Raw genomic sequence first — 17,995 nt, 5'->3', positions numbered from 1 at the left:
CCTTGTTATCGAAACTACGCGATTGATGTTGCATTCCGGGTCAGGGCCTGTCAATGCGGGTATACAAGGAGAGCTGCCGCGCAGACCGCAAACCCAAACGGTCTTCTTGCGAAAGATCAAGAATTCCGCTGGAGCCAGGCCAGCAAGGCCATTCTGCCGGTTTCTCCATCGCGCCGGTAGGAAAAGAACCGGTCCGCTTGAGCCACGGTGCACAGGCCGCTCAGGTGCACTTCTTCTACACCGGCGCGGCGCAGGCGGAAATCGGCCAGACCGGCGAGGTCAGCCAGCCATTTTCCCGGCCGCTCGGGCCGCGGCGTGAAGTAGCGCCGCGCGTCCTCGGCCTGCGCGACGAAGGCGTCCAGCACGTCCTGGCCCACTTCGAACGCCTGCGGGCCGATGCCCGGCCCCACCCAGGCGCGCCAGCCGGCGGCCTGCGGCGCCTTGGCGCGCATGGCCGCCAGCGTGTTTTCGAGCACACCGCCCGACAGGCCGCGCCAGCCGGCATGCGCCGCGCCCAGCACCGTGCCCTGCGCGTCGGCGATCACCACGGGCAGGCAGTCGGCCACCATGACGGCCAGCACCCGGCCGGGACGCGCGGTGACGCTGGCGTCGACCGCCGGCTCCTCGGGCAGGTCGGCGCGATCCGCATCCACCACCTCGCTGCCGTGGACCTGGCGCAGCCACAGCGGCTCGTCCGGCACGGCCGCGCGCACCCGGCGCCGGTTCTCCGCGACGGTGTCGGGATCGTCGCCGGCGCGCCGGCCCAGGTTCAGCGTGTCGTGCGGCGCGACGCCGGCGCCGCCGGCGCGCGTCGTGCAGAAATAGTTCACGCCCGCCCACTGCGGGCCGGTCACCACCGGCAGGCCTGCCACTACGCGTTCCATGCGATGCTTTCCTGTACCTGGGTCATGTCGGCGGGCGCCGCGGCGGTGAATTCGACTTCGCCGCGGCCGCCCGGATCTTCGAAATGCAGCGCGCGCGCATGCAGCATCTGCCGCTGCGCGCCCGCGATGAGCTTGCCGCCGTAAATGGTATCGGCCAGCAGCGGGTGCCCCAGGCTGGCCAGGTGCACCCGGATCTGGTGGGTGCGGCCGGTTTCCAGGCGGCACACCACTTCGGTGACGCGCCCGCCGGGCTCGACCTGCCCGCGGCGCGCCGGCGCATAATGGGTCACGGCGGGCTTGGGCGCCACCGGCCGCTCCACGCTCATGCGCACCGGCACGCGCGCATCGCGCCCGATCGGGCGATCGACCTTGCCGGCCGCGGCCAGCCAGCCATGCGCCAGCGCCACGTATTCGCGGCCCATGCTGCGCGCCTGCAGCTGGCGCACCAGATGGGTTTGCGCGGTTTCGTTGCGGGCCACGACCATCAGGCCGGAGGTGTCCTTGTCCAGCCGGTGCACGATGCCGGCGCGCGCCACCTGGGCCAGTTCGGGATAGCGGTGCAGCAGGCCGTTGAGCAGGGTGCCGCTCCAGTTGCCCGCGCCGGGATGCGTGACCAGCCCCGCGGGCTTGTTCACCACGATCCAGTCCGGGCTTTCGGCGACCACGCCGAATTCCACCGGTTCGGGCGAGAAGGCCAGCGCCTCGGGCGCGGGCTGCGGCCACACGGCGATCTCGTCGCCCGGGCCGACCGTCTGCCGGACCTTGCCGGGCGCGCCGTTGACGTGGACGTTGCCGGCTTCGATCCAGCCCTGCAGCCGGCTGCGGGAATGATCGGGCATCAGCCCCGCCAGCACCTTGTCGAGCCGGTCGGCCCGCGTGCCGTCAGGCACGGTTACAAGTTGCGGTTCTCCCCTGGGATTCTGCTCCGGATTTCCGTCCGGAATACCCAGGAAGTCATCGTCGGAAACGAGATCGGCGCCGGCGGCTGTATCAGACATGGAGACAAATCATATAATCAGCCTGCCATGCTAACACCAAGGATAGGATTCTCGTGATTCACCACTCCGCAGCTCCCTCGAACCCCGCCTCCCGCAGCGGGCCGATCTTGCGCGTGGTCATCGCGCTGGTTGCCGTCATCGCGATCGCCGGTTGCGGCTCGTCCAACAGCAAGTACGACAAGACCGCAAACTGGAGCGCCGAGCAGCTCTACGCCGACGCCAAGGCCGAAATGTCCTCGGGCGGCTGGAAAGAAGCCCGCGAACGCCTGACCGCCATCGAAAGCCGCTACCCCTTCGGCGTCTATGCCCAGCAGGCCCTGCTGGAGCTGGCCTACGTCAACTGGAAGGACGGCGAAAACGAACAGGCCCTGGCCGCCATCGACCGCTTCCAGCAGCTCTATCCCAACCATCCGGGCACCGACTACGCGCTGTACCTGAAAGGCCTGATCAACTTCACGCCGGCCAGCGCCTTCATGAGCAACATCACCGGCCAGGACCCGTCCGAGCGCGACCCCAAGGGCCTGCGCGCGTCCTATGACGCCTTCAACGAACTGATCAAGCGCTATCCGGACAGCAAGTACACGGTGGACGCGGAAAAGCGCGTGGCCTGGCTGGTCAACACCATCGCCATGAACGAAGTGCACGTCGCGCGCTACTACTACGAGCGCGGCGCCTACGTGGCCGCGGCCAACCGCGCACAGACCGTCATCACCGACTTCGAAGGCGTGCCGGCCACCGAGGAAGCGCTCTACCTGATGGTCGAGTCCTACGACAAGCTCGGCATGACCGAACTGAAGAACGACTCGCAGCGCGTCTACGAAAAGAACTTCCCCAACAGCGAGTTCCGCACCAAGGGCCTGAAGGCGGACCGGAGCTGGTGGAATCCGTTCGATTGATCTGATTTCCGCGCGCGGCCGATGGGCCGCGCGCTACCCGCCCTCGGCCTTGCGCCGATAAAACGCCAGCACCTCTTCCAATTCCCGGGTCCGCGCAAACGGCGGCAACCCGCGCCACAGACGCTTGCCGTAGGGTTTTTCGACCAGACGGCCGTCGCCCACCATCAACACCCCCCAATCCGATTCGGTACGGATCAGCCGGCCCGCGCCCTGCTTGAGCGAGATCGCGGCCTCGGGCAACTGGTATTCCGAGAACGGATTGCCGCCCTGCGCGCGGCAGGCGCGCAGCCGCGCCTCGATCACCGGATCGTCGGGCGGGGCGAACGGCAGCTTGTCGATCGCCACCAGGGTCAGCACGTCGCCGGGCAGGTCGATGCCTTCCCAGAAGCTGGCGCTGCCCACCAGCACCGGATGCTGGAGCCGGCAGAAGCGGTCCAGCAGGTCGCGGCGCGTGCCGTCGCCCTGCTTGAGCAGGGGCCAGTCGTGGCCGGCGTCGTCGAATTCATCGGCCAGCAGGTTCGCGACCTTGTCCACCGCGCGCAGCGTCGTGCACAGCACCAGCGTGCCGCCCGGGCTGGCCTCCAGAAGCGGCATCAGCGTCTGCACGAAACGGTCCAGGAACTGCGGGGACTGCGGCTCGGGCATGCCGCGGGGCACGAACAGCAAGGCCTGCTCGGGATAGTTGAACGGCGATTCCCATTTGCCGGTGCGCGCCTGGTCCAGGCCCAGCTGGCTGGTGAAGTGCGTGAACTCGCCGTTCACCGACAAGGTGGCCGACGTCATGATCCAGGCCTGGCCGGGCTTGCGGTACTTGGAGAAGGCCTGCGCCACCGACAAGGGCGCGGAATGCAGGCGCACGTGGTGCTGCCCGTGCTCGACCCAGCGCACGGCCGGGCCGGTCCATTGCTGCGCGGCGGCCGCGGCCCCGGCCAGGATGGCGGCCGGCGTGGGCAGGCCGTCTCCGGCCACGGATTGCGCCACCGGTTCGGGCGCCTGGTCGTCGCGGCCCCAGCCTTCGTCGGCCGGCTCCGCGCCCGTGCGGCCGGGCGTGGCCCAGCGCTTGAGGCGCGCGGAAATCTCGGCGCCGCTGCGGGCCGCGGCCATCAGGTCGGGATGTTTTTCGGACACCGCGGCCAGGGCCTGCGCCGCGCCGTCGACGGCCTCACGCAGCACGTGCAGCGCGGCGTCGAACTCGTCGGCATTGGGAATGGCCTCGAAGGTGGCCTTGCGCCCGGGCATGCGGTCCAGCGGCGCGCAGACCAGGCGCAGCTCGCGCGCGGCCGTCTCCAGGTGGCGGCTGACGTCGCTCCATTTGGCCGCTTCGCGCGCGTAGGCCAGGCCCGCGGCCTCCATGGCGCGGCCGAAGTCCATCAGCTGGTGAGTGGACACGCTGCTGCCCAGAAAACGCGTGGCGGTGTCGGGCAACTGATGCGCTTCGTCGAAGATGACGGTGTCGGCTTCGGGCAGCAGGTCGGTCACGCCCTCTTCGCGCAGCACCAGGTCGGCCATGAACAGCGCGTGGTTGACGACCACGACGTCGGCTTCCTGCGCCTGGCGGCGGGCCTTGACCACGAAGCAGTCGCGGATGCGCGGGCATTCCTGGCCCAGGCAGTTCTCGCGCGTGGAGGTGACGCGCTGCCAGATGTCGGCGTCTTCGGGCACCTGCGCCAGGTCGCTGCGATCGCCGGTCTTGGAGATGCCGGCGAACACCTGAATCTGGCGCAGCTGCTGGATTTCGCTGCGCGACTTGAGCGCGCGCTCGTCGCCCTGCAGGCGGTCGAGGTGGTAATGGCAGACGTAGTTGCCGCGGCCCTTGAGCAGCGCGGCCGTCACCGGCGCGGCCAGCGCGGCGCGCACACGCGGCAGGTCGCGCGAGAAAAGCTGGTCCTGCAGGGTGCGGGTACCGGTGGAGATCAGCACCTTGCCGCCCTGGATGAAGGCGGGTACAAGGTAGGCCCAGGTCTTGCCGATGCCGGTGCCGGCCTCGGCCACCAGCGTGGCGCGGTCCTGGATGGCCTGGCCGATGGCCTGGGACAGCTCCACTTGCGCGGGGCGCGGCTTGTAGCCGGGCAAGGCCGTGGCCAGAGGGCCGTCCTCGTCGAAGAATTCGGAAATATCCAGGTCCAGCATCAGAACAGTCTCGCCGGTGCCGGTTGCGGTTCGGGCGCCAGACAACTTTATGTGGGAAAGGACCAAATGATACCCGCTGCCGCATCCGCTTCCGGACTTCGGCGCGCCGCAAGAGGGACATATCGGTCCGCTCTGGCACGTTTTGTAACAGCGGCTTATGGCACAATCCGCCCCTTGTTTTCCCTTTTTGTCGTCGTATAGAGATGTCTGAAACTTCCACTATCACGAACGTCGCCGCCGGCGTCGACAACGCCCGCATCGTCGCGCAACTCGCCACCGAACTCGGCGCGCGCGCCTCCCAGATCGCCGCGGCGGTGGAATTGCTGGACGACGGCGCCACCGTGCCCTTCATCGCCCGCTACCGCAAGGAAGCCACCGGCGGCCTGGACGATACCGTGCTGCGCAACCTGGAAGTCCGCCTGGGATATCTGCGCGAACTCGAAGAGCGCCGCGGCGCGATCCTCGAATCGATTTCGCAGCAGGGCAAGCTCACGCCCGAACTGCAGCAGGAAATCAGCGCCGCCGACACCAAGCAGCGCCTGGAAGACCTGTACGCGCCGTACAAGCCCAAGCGCCGCACCCGCGCCCAGATCGCGCGCGAAGCCGGCCTGGAACCGCTGGCCGACGCCATCCTGGCCGATCCGGCCTGCGATCCCGCCGCGCTGGCCGCCCAATACCTGAACCCCGAGGCCTCGATCAACGACGCCAAGGCCGCGCTCGACGGCGCGCGCGACATCCTGGCCGAGCGCTACGCGGAAAACGCCGACCTGCTGGCCGACCTGCGCGAACACCTGTGGTCCACCGGCCTGCTCTATTCCAAGATGGTCGAAGGCAAGGAAGCCGAGGGCGCCAATTTCCGCGACTGGTTCGACTTCAGCGAACCGCTGCGCACCCTGCCCTCGCACCGCATCCTGGCGCTGCTGCGCGGCCGCCAGCAAGGCGTGCTGGAACTGCGCCTGGGCCTGGAAGCCGAACTCGAAGCGCAGCTGCCGCATCCCTGCGTGGCCCGCATCGCCGGCTTTCTCAAGCTGGGCAACGGCCTGTTCGCGCTGGACGCCTCGCCGCGCGCGCGCTGGCTGGGCGAAGTCTGCCGCTGGACCTGGCGCGTCAAGCTGCTGACGGCGTTCGAAAGCGAGCTGATCGGCCGCCTGCGCGAAAGCGCCGAAGCCGAGGCCATCCGCGTGTTCGCCGCCAACCTCAAGGACCTGCTGCTGGCCGCGCCGGCCGGCCCCAAGGCCGTGCTGGGCCTGGACCCCGGCATCCGCACCGGCTGCAAGGTCGCGGTCATCGACGTCACCGGCAAGGTCGTGGACACCACCACCGTCTACCCGTTCGAGCCGCGCCGCGACCGCGACGGCACCATCAACACGCTGGCCGCGCTGGTCGCGCGCCACAAGGTCGACCTGATCGCCATCGGCAACGGCACTGCCTCGCGCGAGAGCGAAAAGCTGGTCGGCGACATGATGGAACGCTTCCCCGACCTCAAGGTCACCCGCGTGGTGGTCTCCGAGGCCGGCGCGTCGGTCTATTCCGCCTCGGAAACCGCGGCGCAGGAATTCCCCGACCTCGACGTGACGCTGCGCGGCGCCGTGTCGATCGCGCGCCGCCTGCAGGACCCGCTGGCCGAGCTGGTCAAGATCGATCCCAAGGCCATCGGCGTGGGCCAGTACCAGCACGACGTCAACCAGCGCGAGCTGGCGCGCTCGCTGGACGCCGTGGTCGAGGACTGCGTGAACGCCGTAGGCGTGGACGTGAACACCGCGTCGGCCGCGCTGCTGGCGCGCGTGTCCGGGCTGAACTCGCTGCTGGCCAAGAACATCGTGGCCTGGCGCAACGAGAACGGCGCCTTCCCCACCCGCGAAGTGCTGCGCAAGGTGCCGCGCTTCGGCGACAAGGCATTCGAGCAGGCCGCCGGCTTCCTGCGCATCCCCAACGGCGAGAACCCGCTGGACGCCTCGTCGGTGCACCCGGAAGCCTATCCGGTGGTCGAGCGCATCGTCGCCAAGATCAAGGCCGAGGTCAAACAGATCATCGGCCAGCGCGACGCGCTCAAGGGCGTGTCGCCTTCGGACTTCACCGACGAGCGCTTCGGCCTGCCGACGGTGCGCGACATCTTCGCCGAACTGGAAAAGCCCGGCCGCGACCCGCGTCCCGAGTTCAAGACCGCGCAGTTCAAGGAAGGCGTGGAGACCCTGAACGACCTGTATCCGGGCATGATCCTGGAAGGCGTGGTGACCAACGTCGCCAACTTCGGCGCCTTCGTCGACATCGGCGTGCATCAGGACGGCCTGGTCCACATCTCGGCCCTGGCCGAGAAGTTCGTGAAGGACCCGCGCGACGTGGTGCGCGTGGGCCAGACGGTCAGCGTTAAGGTGCTGGAAGTGGACGTGGCGCGCAAGCGGGTCGCGCTGACGATGCGCCTGAACGACACCGCGGCCCCTGCCCGCCGCAGCGGCGATGCGCCCAAGGGCGCCGGCGCCGGCCGCCGTCCGCAAGGCGATGGCGGTCGTGGCGGCGCCGGCGGCGGCATGATGAACAGCGCCATGGCCGACGCCTTCGCCAAGCTCAAACGCTGAGTCCCGTTCCCGGCCTGCAAAAAAAATCGGCGCAATCGCGCCGATTTTTTATTCGTGGGCCGGACCTGCCGGCCATCGCCTATTCCTGGGCCATCGAAGCCAGCGCCGCGCGTGCGCGCTCGAGCGCTTCGGCCTGCGCGCCGGCCGGCGCGGCCGCCACGGCCACGCCGTCGATCACGGCGGCATAGCCCTGCCCGTCGGCCTGCAGCACCGCGTCGGCCGGCTCCGATTGCAGGCGGCGCATCAAGGCGCCGGCTTCCTTCGGATCGGCGAAGCGCTGCGACAGCAGCAGTTCCTCGCCGTCGGCGGCCAGCAGGCGGAAGCGGAAGCCGCCGTCCTCGTCGCGGAAGCTGACGAAGCGCGCGCCCTTGCCCTTTTCCTTCTTGGCCGGCGCGCCCTGCGCGGCGCTCGCCACCTGCAGGTTGCGCAGGCCCACGGCCTGGCGCAGTTCCTGCATGAACGGCGTGGACAGCTTGCGCGCCTTGGCGGCGCCGGCCTGCAGGATGTCTTCGATGCGGCCGGGGTTGGCCATCAGGTCGAAGTACTTCTCGCGCATGGGCGCGAGCAGGTTCTCCAGATGGTCGTAGAGCGCCTGCTTGGCGTCGCCCCAGCCCATTCCTTCTTCGAGCTGCTTGCGGAAGGCGGCGGACTGCTGCGGCGTGGCGAAGGCGCGGTAGATGGTGTAGAGGTGCGAGTTCTCGGCGTCCTTGGGCTCGCCGGGCTGGCGCGAATCGGTCACGATGCGCATCACCGAGGCGCGCAGCGCGCTGGCGCCGCCCTCGAACAGCGGAATGGTGTTGTTGTAGCTCTTGGACATCTTGCGGCCGTCCAGGCCCGGCAGCGTCGCCACTTCTTCCTCGATCACCACTTCCGGCAGCGTGAAGTAATCGCGGCCGTACAGATGGTTGAAGCGCTGCGCGATGTCGCGCGCCATCTCCAGGTGCTGGATCTGGTCGCGGCCCACCGGCACCTTGTTGGCGTTGAACATGACGATGTCCGCGGCCATCAGCACCGGATACGAGAACAGCCCCATCGTGACGCCGTCATCCGGCTCCACGCCCTTGGCCTCGTTCTGGTCCACCGCGGCCTTGTAGGCGTGCGCCCGGTTCATCAGGCCCTTGGCCGTGACGCAGTTGAGCATCCAGGTCAGCTCGGGAATCTCGGGGATGTCGGACTGGCGGTAGAAGGTCACGCGCTCGTGGTCCAGCCCCACCGCCAGCCAGGTGGCGGCGATCTCCAGGCGCGAACGCGCCACGCGGACGGGATCGTCGCATTTGATCAGCGCGTGGTAGTCCGCCATGAAGAAGAATGCGTCCACGCCGGGCTGGGTGCTGGCCTGGACGGCGGGACGGATCGCGCCCGCGTAATTGCCGAGGTGGGGAGTTCCAGAGGTGGTGATGCCGGTGAGGACGCGGGTATTCATGAGGCGAAAAGGCGTTGGGGGAAAACGCCCAGTGTAACGTGCCGGACGGGCGCCGCGCCCGCCGCCGCTACAGTACGGCCAGCACCGGCGCGGCCAGCGCGCACAGGCCGCCGGCGGTCAGCGCGGCGCGCGGGCGGAAGGTGAGGAACCAGATCAGCAGCAGGCCGGCGATGCTGAGTATGCCTATCCATTCGACCGTACCGTAGCTCCAGCCCCAGACCGCCGCAGACGCGCACAGCGACAGGGCCAGCGCGGCCCAGCCGAACAGCCGCAGCGGCACGCGATGGCGCCGCGTCAGCGCGCGGTTGAAGAGGTCTTCGTAGTGGCGGTCCATGCCCAGGCACAAGGCGGAGAATCCGGCGTAGGCCAGGCAGAAGGCGGCTAGCGTCATGGCGTATCACCTCTTGCTTCGTAGGCGCCGAGGGCCGGCGCCTGTTGGGTCGGAGCGGCCGGCGCCGGAGCGCGCCTGGCGGACTGCGCCGCGCCGGCGCGTGCCGCTCTGCGGGCCATCCAGGCCAGCAGCAGGGCTGCGGCCAGGCAGGTCAGGTCGAAACCCGCCATGACCCAGTCGCCGGCGGGCAGCGACGCGCCCAGGTGGCGCGAGGTCGTCAGCGCGTTGAGCACCGGCACCAGCGCCAGCGCGGTGGCGGCGGCGGCCAGCAGGTCGCGCCACTTGCGCCGCGGCAGCAGGAAGGCATAGGCCAGCGACAGGCCCCAGCCGGCGAAGAAGGCGCGCACTTCCCAGAGCTGGCGGCCGGGCAGGTCGGCGGGCAGCAGGCGGTTGGCCCAGAAGAAGGCCGCGACCGCCAGGAACAGGCCGGCGACGGTGCCGGCGTTGAGCGCGTCCACCAGCCGCAGCGAAAACGCCTCGCGCGCGCCGGGACGCGCCTTCTGGCGGCGCTTGGCGATCCACAGCACCAGGCCCGAACCGACCATGCCGGTGCCGGCCAGGCTGACCAGGAAGTAAAGCCAGCGCAGCAGAGGCTCGGCGAAAAGGCCCAGGTGCAGGCCGGTCACCACGCCCGCGGTGCGCACCGCGGCGCTGAGGTCGTCCTCGCCTTCGAGCCGCTGGCCGCTCACGCCGTCGAGCCGCACATAGGGCGCCAGCCGGCCGAACGACACGCCGTCGGCGGCGTCGCGCACCAGCGTGATGGTCGCGCCGGCGTCGCCGGGGTGATTGACGATCACGCGGCCGACCCGGCCCTGCCAATGGCGCTGGGCCTGCTCGACCAGCGGCGCCAGTTCGGCCAGCGGCGCGGGCGCATTGCGCGCCGGCGTGATCTTGAACGACTTGAAGACTTCGTCAGTGTACTGGCGCGGGTTTTCGTAGACGGCCTGGATGCCGGCCGGCATCAGCATGGTCATGAACAGCACCAGGCCGCTGAAGGTAATCATCAGGTGAAACGGCAGCCCCAGCACCGACAGCGCGTTGTGCCCGTCCATCCAGGCGCGCTGGCCGCCCTTGCGCGGCCGGAAGGTGAAGAAATCGGCGAAGATCTTCTTGTGGGTGATGATGCCGCTGATGATGGCCACCAGCATGAACATGCCGGCGATGCTGGCCAGCCAGCGCCCCCACGGAAACGCCATTTCGAGTTCGAAATGAAAGCGGTAGAAGAAATCCCCGCCGCGCGTCTCGCGCGCGCTCACCGCCTGCCCGGTGGCCGGGTCGAGCTTGACGCGCACGAAACCGCGCGTGCCCGGCTTGGGCTTGGGCTGCTGGTACAGCAGCTGGACCGTCGGCTCGCGCCGCGACGGCGGCGTGATGAACCAGCGCGTGGCGTCGGGCGCGTGCTGCTCGAGGTAGCGCTGCCCCAGGGCCACCGCCTGGACCGCCGGCACCGGCTGCGCGTCGATCTCGGGCTGCATCCAGCGCGTGATCTCGGGGCGGAAGAACGCCAGGGTGCCGGTCAGGAACATCGCGAACAGCGCCCAGCCGAAGATCAGCCCCGACCAGGTGTGCAGCCACGACATGGCCTGGCGCAGGCCCTCCTGGCCCGGCGCCTTGGCCGCCTTCATGCCGCCCCCATCGCGCGCCCGGCCAGGAATAGCGCGCCGAGCAGCGCGGCCGGCGCCAGCAGGCCCGCCCAGGCGCGCCACGCATTGCGCGTGGCGAAAACCCAGATCACGCCGCAGGTGTAGAACACGAAAGACAGCATCTGGGCCGTGACCACGGCGTCGGCGCGCTGCAGCGGCAGCCACACGGCCAGGCAGGCCGCCGCGGCCGAGGCCAGCAGATAACCGCCCAGGATGGCGGCCGCGGCCCGGGACAATACGGCAAATCGGTAGCGCATCATGCCTGCGCCGGCAGCGGGAGCTTTCACTGGGGTATGGACGCCAAGATGGGTTTGATTCACGACCGGCCAGGCCGGGTTTGCTCAATCAGAGCCGTGAATTATAACCATTCTCACTACGATGTGGCGTTGGGAAACCCGTCAGGCGGCGCCCCCCGCCCTCCCCTAGAGCGACACCGTCAACCGGCGCTCCGATTCCAGATATTCGCGCGACTGCATTTCGAGGATGCGCGAGACCGTGCGATGGAATTCGTTGGCCAGCGCGCCTTCGGTGTAGATCTCCTCGGGCTCGCATTCGGCGGACATAATGAGCTTGACCCGGTGGTCATAGAACACGTCGATCAGCCAGGTGAAGCGGCGCGCCTCGGAGGCCTGGCGCGGCCCCATCTTGGGCACGCCGGACAGGATCACCGCGTGGAAGCGGTTGGCCAGTTCGAGGTAGTCGTTCTGCGAGCGCGGGCCGCCGCAGAGCGTGGCGAAGTCGAACCACACCACGGTGCCGGCCAGCGCCAGCGCGCGGATCTCGCGGTGCTCGATGTGCAGCACCGGTTCCTGCGGCGGCGTGTCGGCCAGCGTGTCGAAGGCCTTTTGCAGCGCCTGCCGGGCGTGTTCGTCCAGCGGCGTGTGGTAGCACTGCACCTGCTCCAGCGAACGGCGGCGGTAGTCGATGCCGGCGTCCACGTTCAGCACGTCCATGCGCGATTCGATCAGCGCGATGGCGGGCAGTATGCGGTCGCGATGCAGGCCGTCGGGGTACAGCGTGGACGGTTCGTAGTTGGAGGTCATCACGAACGAGGTGCCGTACTCGAACAGCTTGAGCAGCAGGCGGTACAGGATCATCGCGTCGGCCACGTCGGAGACGTGGAACTCGTCGAAGCAGATGAGGCGGTAGCGCTTGGCCAGGCGGCGGGCCACTTCGTCGAGCGGGTCCTGCATGCCTTTGACTTCTTCCAGCTCGCGGTGCACGCCGCGCATGAATTCGTGGAAGTGCAGGCGGGTCTTGCGCACCACCGGAACGGTGGCGTAGAAGGCGTCCATCAGGAAGCTCTTGCCCCGCCCCACTCCGCCCCACAGGTAGACGCCGCGCGGCACGTCCGGCCGGTTCAGCAGTTTCTTCAGCGCGTTCGAGCGCATCGACTTGAACCTGACCCAGTCGTCGTAATAGCGCTGCAGCCGGTCGATCGCCTTCTTCTGGGCGGCGTCGGGCTTGTAGCCGCGTTCGGCCAGGGCGTGTTCGTAGTATTCGCTGACGTTCATGTGGGAAAGCGGTTAAGAAGCAACATGAAAAAAGGGCGGATCCGAGAACCCGCCCTCGTCTTGCATCGGCTGCGCGCCGATCAGAAGTTCAGCGCGCGCTTGTCCACCGCCAGGGCGGCTTCCTTGACGGCTTCCGACAGCGTCGGGTGCGCGTGGCAGATGCGCGCGATGTCTTCGGCGGCGCCGCGGAATTCCATGATGGTCACGGCTTCCGAGATCAGTTCCGAGGCCATCGGGCCGACGATGTGCACGCCCAGGACCTCATCGGTCTTGGCGTCGGCGATCACCTTGGCGAAGCCGGTGGTGTCGCCCAGCGCGCGGGCGCGGCCGTTGGCCAGGAACGGGAAGCTGCCGGCCTTGTACTCGCGGCCTTCCTTCTTGAGCTGCTGCTCGGTCTTGCCGACCCAGGCGATTTCCGGCGAGGTGTAGATCACCCACGGCACGGTGTCGAAGTTGACGTGGCCGTGCTGGCCGGCGATGCGCTCGGCAACCGCCACGCCTTCTTCTTCGGCCTTGTGCGCCAGCATCGGGCCGCGCACCACGTCGCCCACCGCCCAGACGTTGGGCAGGTTGGTCTTGCAGTCGCCGTCGACGGCGACGAAGCCGCGCTCGTCGAGCTTCAGGCCCACGGCTTCGGCGTTCAGGCCGCCGGTGTACGGCACGCGGCCGATCGAGACGATCAGCTTGTCAACCACCAGCTTCTGCTCGGCGCCCTTGGCGTCGACGTAGGGCACGGTCACCGACTTGGCGGTGGCCTTGATCTCGCCGATCTTGACGCCCATCTGGATGTTCAGGCCCTGCTTGGTGAAGGCCTTGAGGGCTTCCTTGGCCACTTGCTGGTCGGCGGCGGCCAGGAATTCCGGCATCGCTTCCAGGATGGTGACTTCGGAGCCCAGGCGGCGCCACACGCTGCCCATTTCGAGGCCGATCACGCCGGCGCCGATCACGCCCAGCGTCTTGGGCACGGCACCGATGGCCAGCGCGCCGTCGTTGGACAGCACGACCTTTTCGTCGAACGGCAGGCCCGGCAGCTCGCGCGCCGAGGAGCCGGTGGCGACCACGACGTGCTTGGCGACCAGGTCGGCCTCGGTGGTGCCGGTGACCTTGATCGACCAGCCGCCGTCGACCTGGCCGGCGAAGGCGCCCTTGCCGTGGAAGAAGGTGACCTTGTTCTTCTTGAACAGGTACAGGATGCCGTCGTTGTTCTGCTTGACCACCGTGTTCTTGCGGCCGATCAGCGTGTCGAGCTTGAGGCTGACGCCCTTGAGCTCGATGCCGTGTTCGGCGAAGTGGTGGTTGGCCTGTTCGAAGTGCTCGGACGACTGCAGCAGCGCCTTGGAGGGGATGCAGCCGACGTTGGTGCAGGTGCCGCCGGGAGCCGGGCCGCCCTGGCCGTTCTGCCAGGCGTCGATGCAGGCCACCGACATGCCGAGTTGGGCCGCGCGGATGGCGGCGATGTAGCCGCCGGGGCCGGCGCCGATCACGACGACGTCAAATTGTTGGGACATAGTGTTCTCGCGGTGAGGAAGGGAGTGAAACACGCCCCGCCCTGCGGGCCGGCTGCAAGCCGGGCCCGGGCGCCGCGCGGGCGCCGGGCCGGGGCGTCGAGATTACAGGTCCAGCAACAGACGCTGCGGATCTTCCAGGGCGTCCTTCATGGCGACCAGGCCCAGCACGGCTTCGCGGCCGTCGATGATGCGGTGGTCGTAGGACAGCGCCAGGTAGTTCATCGGGCGGATGACGATCTGGCCGTTTTCCACCACCGGGCGTTCCTTGGTGGCGTGCACGCCCAGGATGGCCGATTGCGGCGGGTTGATGATGGGGGTGGACAGCATCGAGCCGAACACGCCGCCGTTGGAGATCGAGAACGTGCCGCCGGTCATCTCTTCGATGCCCAGCTTGCCGTCGGCGGCGCGGCGGCCGAAGTCGGCGATGGCCTTTTCGATGTCGGCGATCGACAGCTGGTCGGCGTTGCGCAGGATCGGCACGACCAGGCCGCGCGGGCTGCCCACGGCGATGCCGATGTCGAAGTAGCCGTGGTAGATGATGTCCTTGCCGTCGATCGAGGCGTTGATCAGCGGGAACTTCTTCAGCGCGGCGACGGCGGCCTTGACGAAGAACGACATGAAGCCCAGCTTGATGCCGTGCTCTTTCTCGAACTTGTCCTTGTACTTGGCGCGCAGGTCGATGACGGCCTGCATGTTCACTTCGTTGAAGGTGGTCAGGATGGCGTTTTCCTGCTGCGACTGCAGCAGGCGCTCGGCGATGCGGGCGCGCAGGCGGCTCATAGGCACGCGCTGTTCCGGACGGCCGTCCAGCGACAGCGTGGTCGGGGCCGGGGCGGCGGCGGCAGCGGCCTTGGCGGGCGCGCTGGCGGCCAGGGCGTCGCCCTTGGTCACGCGGCCGTCGCGGCCGGTGCCGGCGACGCTGGCGGCGTCCACGCCCTTCTCGGCGAGGATCTTGGAGGCGGCGGGCGAAGCCACGCCGGCGGCCGAGGTCGAGGCCGGGGCGGCGGCGGCCGGCGCGGCGGCGGCGGCGGCCTGCTCGGCGGCCTTGGGCGCTTCGGCCGGGGCGGTCGCGGCGGCGGCGGCCTTGCCGGCGGTGTCGATGCGGGCCAGCACTTCGCCGGAGGTGACGGTGCTGCCGTCGCCCTTGACGATTTCAGCCAGCACGCCCGAGGCGGGAGCCGGCACTTCCAGGACGACCTTGTCGGTTTCGACTTCGATCAGGATTTCGTCCGCTTCGACGGCAGCGCCCGGCTGCTTCTTCCAGGTCAGCAGCGTCGCTTCGGAGACGGATTCGGAAAGTTGGGGGACGACGACGTCGGTGATAGCCATTTTGTTTATTCCGTAGAGGTTTGAGTTCTGACCGCGAGGCGCGGCAGGCTTTCAGCAAACCTGCCGCGCGCCACGCGCGCAGCTAGCGATGGTTACTTCGTCAACATGACCTTGAACTTGGGAGCGAAAGCCGCTTCGATCAGCGCCTTCTGCTGCTCCTGNTGTGGGAAAGCGGTTAAGAAGCAACATGAAAAAAGGGCGGATCCGAGAACCCGCCCTCGTCTTGCATCGGCTGCGCGCCGATCAGAAGTTCAGCGCGCGCTTGTCCACCGCCAGGGCGGCTTCCTTGACGGCTTCCGACAGCGTCGGGTGCGCGTGGCAGATGCGCGCGATGTCTTCGGCGGCGCCGCGGAATTCCATGATGGTCACGGCTTCCGAGATCAGTTCCGAGGCCATCGGGCCGACGATGTGCACGCCCAGGACCTCATCGGTCTTGGCGTCGGCGATCACCTTGGCGAAGCCGGTGGTGTCGCCCAGCGCGCGGGCGCGGCCGTTGGCCAGGAACGGGAAGCTGCCGGCCTTGTACTCGCGGCCTTCCTTCTTGAGCTGCTGCTCGGTCTTGCCGACCCAGGCGATTTCCGGCGAGGTGTAGATCACCCACGGCACGGTGTCGAAGTTGACGTGGCCGTGCTGGCCGGCGATGCGCTCGGCAACCGCCACGCCTTCTTCTTCGGCCTTGTGCGCCAGCATCGGGCCGCGCACCACGTCGCCCACCGCCCAGACGTTGGGCAGGTTGGTCTTGCAGTCGCCGTCGACGGCGACGAAGCCGCGCTCGTCGAGCTTCAGGCCCACGGCTTCGGCGTTCAGGCCGCCGGTGTACGGCACGCGGCCGATCGAGACGATCAGCTTGTCAACCACCAGCTTCTGCTCGGCGCCCTTGGCGTCGACGTAGGGCACGGTCACCGACTTGGCGGTGGCCTTGATCTCGCCGATCTTGACGCCCATCTGGATGTTCAGGCCCTGCTTGGTGAAGGCCTTGAGGGCTTCCTTGGCCACTTGCTGGTCGGCGGCGGCCAGGAATTCCGGCATCGCTTCCAGGATGGTGACTTCGGAGCCCAGGCGGCGCCACACGCTGCCCATTTCGAGGCCGATCACGCCGGCGCCGATCACGCCCAGCGTCTTGGGCACGGCACCGATGGCCAGCGCGCCGTCGTTGGACAGCACGACCTTTTCGTCGAACGGCAGGCCCGGCAGCTCGCGCGCCGAGGAGCCGGTGGCGACCACGACGTGCTTGGCGACCAGGTCGGCCTCGGTGGTGCCGGTGACCTTGATCGACCAGCCGCCGTCGACCTGGCCGGCGAAGGCGCCCTTGCCGTGGAAGAAGGTGACCTTGTTCTTCTTGAACAGGTACAGGATGCCGTCGTTGTTCTGCTTGACCACCGTGTTCTTGCGGCCGATCAGCGTGTCGAGCTTGAGGCTGACGCCCTTGAGCTCGATGCCGTGTTCGGCGAAGTGGTGGTTGGCCTGTTCGAAGTGCTCGGACGACTGCAGCAGCGCCTTGGAGGGGATGCAGCCGACGTTGGTGCAGGTGCCGCCGGGAGCCGGGCCGCCCTGGCCGTTCTGCCAGGCGTCGATGCAGGCCACCGACATGCCGAGTTGGGCCGCGCGGATGGCGGCGATGTAGCCGCCGGGGCCGGCGCCGATCACGACGACGTCAAATTGTTGGGACATAGTGTTCTCGCGGTGAGGAAGGGAGTGAAACACGCCCCGCCCTGCGGGCCGGCTGCAAGCCGGGCCCGGGCGCCGCGCGGGCGCCGGGCCGGGGCGTCGAGATTACAGGTCCAGCAACAGACGCTGCGGATCTTCCAGGGCGTCCTTCATGGCGACCAGGCCCAGCACGGCTTCGCGGCCGTCGATGATGCGGTGGTCGTAGGACAGCGCCAGGTAGTTCATCGGGCGGATGACGATCTGGCCGTTTTCCACCACCGGGCGTTCCTTGGTGGCGTGCACGCCCAGGATGGCCGATTGCGGCGGGTTGATGATGGGGGTGGACAGCATCGAGCCGAACACGCCGCCGTTGGAGATCGAGAACGTGCCGCCGGTCATCTCTTCGATGCCCAGCTTGCCGTCGGCGGCGCGGCGGCCGAAGTCGGCGATGGCCTTTTCGATGTCGGCGATCGACAGCTGGTCGGCGTTGCGCAGGATCGGCACGACCAGGCCGCGCGGGCTGCCCACGGCGATGCCGATGTCGAAGTAGCCGTGGTAGATGATGTCCTTGCCGTCGATCGAGGCGTTGATCAGCGGGAACTTCTTCAGCGCGGCGACGGCGGCCTTGACGAAGAACGACATGAAGCCCAGCTTGATGCCGTGCTCTTTCTCGAACTTGTCCTTGTACTTGGCGCGCAGGTCGATGACGGCCTGCATGTTCACTTCGTTGAAGGTGGTCAGGATGGCGTTTTCCTGCTGCGACTGCAGCAGGCGCTCGGCGATGCGGGCGCGCAGGCGGCTCATAGGCACGCGCTGTTCCGGACGGCCGTCCAGCGACAGCGTGGTCGGGGCCGGGGCGGCGGCGGCAGCGGCCTTGGCGGGCGCGCTGGCGGCCAGGGCGTCGCCCTTGGTCACGCGGCCGTCGCGGCCGGTGCCGGCGACGCTGGCGGCGTCCACGCCCTTCTCGGCGAGGATCTTGGAGGCGGCGGGCGAAGCCACGCCGGCGGCCGAGGTCGAGGCCGGGGCGGCGGCGGCCGGCGCGGCGGCGGCGGCGGC

14 protein-coding genes are annotated in these 17,995 nt (G+C 68.6%); 2 read left to right on the top strand and 12 right to left on the bottom strand.

The annotated features are described in order from the left end of the window. Positions 1 to 116 precede the first annotated feature (116 nt). Positions 117 to 884, bottom strand: coding sequence for a peptidoglycan editing factor PgeF (gene pgeF / locus C1I89_RS21120; RefSeq protein WP_102774512.1), 768 nt, complete (start codon positions 882 to 884; stop codon positions 117 to 119). Further along, positions 872 to 1,882, bottom strand: coding sequence for an RluA family pseudouridine synthase (locus C1I89_RS21115; RefSeq protein WP_102774511.1), 1,011 nt, complete (start codon positions 1,880 to 1,882; stop codon positions 872 to 874). The genes pgeF and C1I89_RS21115 overlap by 13 nt, the downstream gene beginning before the upstream one ends. A 107-nt stretch (positions 1,883 to 1,989) precedes the next feature. On the opposite strand from C1I89_RS21115, the gene C1I89_RS21110 reads away from it, so the two are divergent. Continuing rightward, entirely contained in the window at positions 1,990 to 2,778 is a 789-nt protein-coding gene (locus C1I89_RS21110) for an outer membrane protein assembly factor BamD (RefSeq protein ID WP_102774510.1), read from the top strand. 33 nt (positions 2,779 to 2,811) lie between these two features. Here the strand turns inward: C1I89_RS21110 and C1I89_RS21105 are convergent, their stop codons facing one another. After that, positions 2,812 to 4,908, bottom strand: a complete 2,097-nt coding sequence (locus tag C1I89_RS21105; protein WP_102774509.1) for an ATP-dependent DNA helicase — start codon at positions 4,906 to 4,908, stop codon at positions 2,812 to 2,814. A gap of 203 nt (positions 4,909 to 5,111) precedes the next feature. Between C1I89_RS21105 and tex the strand changes: the two genes are divergently transcribed. Further along, on the top strand, positions 5,112 to 7,484 hold the full coding sequence (gene tex, locus C1I89_RS21100; protein ID WP_102774508.1) for an RNA-binding transcriptional accessory protein Tex: 2,373 nt from the start codon (positions 5,112 to 5,114) through the stop codon (positions 7,482 to 7,484). Between the two features lie 79 nt (positions 7,485 to 7,563). On the opposite strand, the gene C1I89_RS21095 is transcribed toward tex, so the two are convergent. The 9 genes from C1I89_RS21095 to odhB (C1I89_RS21055) all read right to left on the bottom strand — a co-directional run. Next, positions 7,564 to 8,907 (bottom strand): tryptophan--tRNA ligase, encoded by a 1,344-nt coding sequence (locus tag C1I89_RS21095; protein WP_102774507.1) that lies wholly within the window; start codon positions 8,905 to 8,907, stop codon positions 7,564 to 7,566. A 67-nt stretch (positions 8,908 to 8,974) separates the two neighbouring features. Next, positions 8,975 to 9,298 carry a DUF3325 domain-containing protein gene (locus tag C1I89_RS21090; RefSeq protein WP_102774506.1) on the bottom strand — a complete coding sequence of 108 codons (324 nt, stop codon included), beginning with the start codon at positions 9,296 to 9,298 and terminating at the stop codon, positions 8,975 to 8,977. Beyond that, the gene (locus tag C1I89_RS21085; protein WP_102774505.1) at positions 9,295 to 10,923 is read right to left on the bottom strand and encodes a PepSY-associated TM helix domain-containing protein; all 1,629 of its coding nucleotides are present in this window, start codon (positions 10,921 to 10,923) and stop codon (positions 9,295 to 9,297) included. Before C1I89_RS21085 ends, C1I89_RS21090 begins: the two co-directional genes overlap by 4 nt. After that, positions 10,920 to 11,201, bottom strand: a complete 282-nt coding sequence (locus C1I89_RS21080; RefSeq protein ID WP_102774504.1) for a DUF3649 domain-containing protein — start codon at positions 11,199 to 11,201, stop codon at positions 10,920 to 10,922. The genes C1I89_RS21085 and C1I89_RS21080 overlap by 4 nt, the downstream gene beginning before the upstream one ends. A 162-nt stretch (positions 11,202 to 11,363) precedes the next feature. Then, positions 11,364 to 12,455, bottom strand: coding sequence for a cell division protein ZapE (gene zapE, locus C1I89_RS21075; protein ID WP_102774503.1), 1,092 nt, complete (start codon positions 12,453 to 12,455; stop codon positions 11,364 to 11,366). Between the two features lie 80 nt (positions 12,456 to 12,535). Further along, positions 12,536 to 13,963 carry a dihydrolipoyl dehydrogenase gene (lpdA, locus tag C1I89_RS21070; RefSeq protein WP_102774501.1) on the bottom strand — a complete coding sequence of 476 codons (1,428 nt, stop codon included), beginning with the start codon at positions 13,961 to 13,963 and terminating at the stop codon, positions 12,536 to 12,538. 102 nt (positions 13,964 to 14,065) lie between these two features. Further along, positions 14,066 to 15,292: a 2-oxoglutarate dehydrogenase complex dihydrolipoyllysine-residue succinyltransferase gene (gene odhB / locus C1I89_RS21065; protein WP_102774502.1), complete on the bottom strand. Its 1,227-nt coding sequence runs from the start codon at positions 15,290 to 15,292 to the stop codon at positions 14,066 to 14,068. A 243-nt stretch (positions 15,293 to 15,535) separates the two neighbouring features. Then, positions 15,536 to 16,963 (bottom strand): dihydrolipoyl dehydrogenase, encoded by a 1,428-nt coding sequence (lpdA, locus tag C1I89_RS21060; RefSeq protein WP_102774501.1) that lies wholly within the window; start codon positions 16,961 to 16,963, stop codon positions 15,536 to 15,538. Between the two features lie 102 nt (positions 16,964 to 17,065). After that, a partial coding sequence (gene odhB / locus C1I89_RS21055) for a 2-oxoglutarate dehydrogenase complex dihydrolipoyllysine-residue succinyltransferase (RefSeq protein WP_102774500.1) occupies positions 17,066 to 17,995 on the bottom strand: 930 nt, incomplete at its 5' end.

Origin of the sequence: Achromobacter pulmonis (assembly GCF_002885955.2) — a bacterium.
Classification (GTDB): domain Bacteria; phylum Pseudomonadota; class Gammaproteobacteria; order Burkholderiales; family Burkholderiaceae_B; genus Achromobacter; species Achromobacter pulmonis_A.
This window is presented reverse-complemented; position numbering and strand designations above follow the sequence as displayed.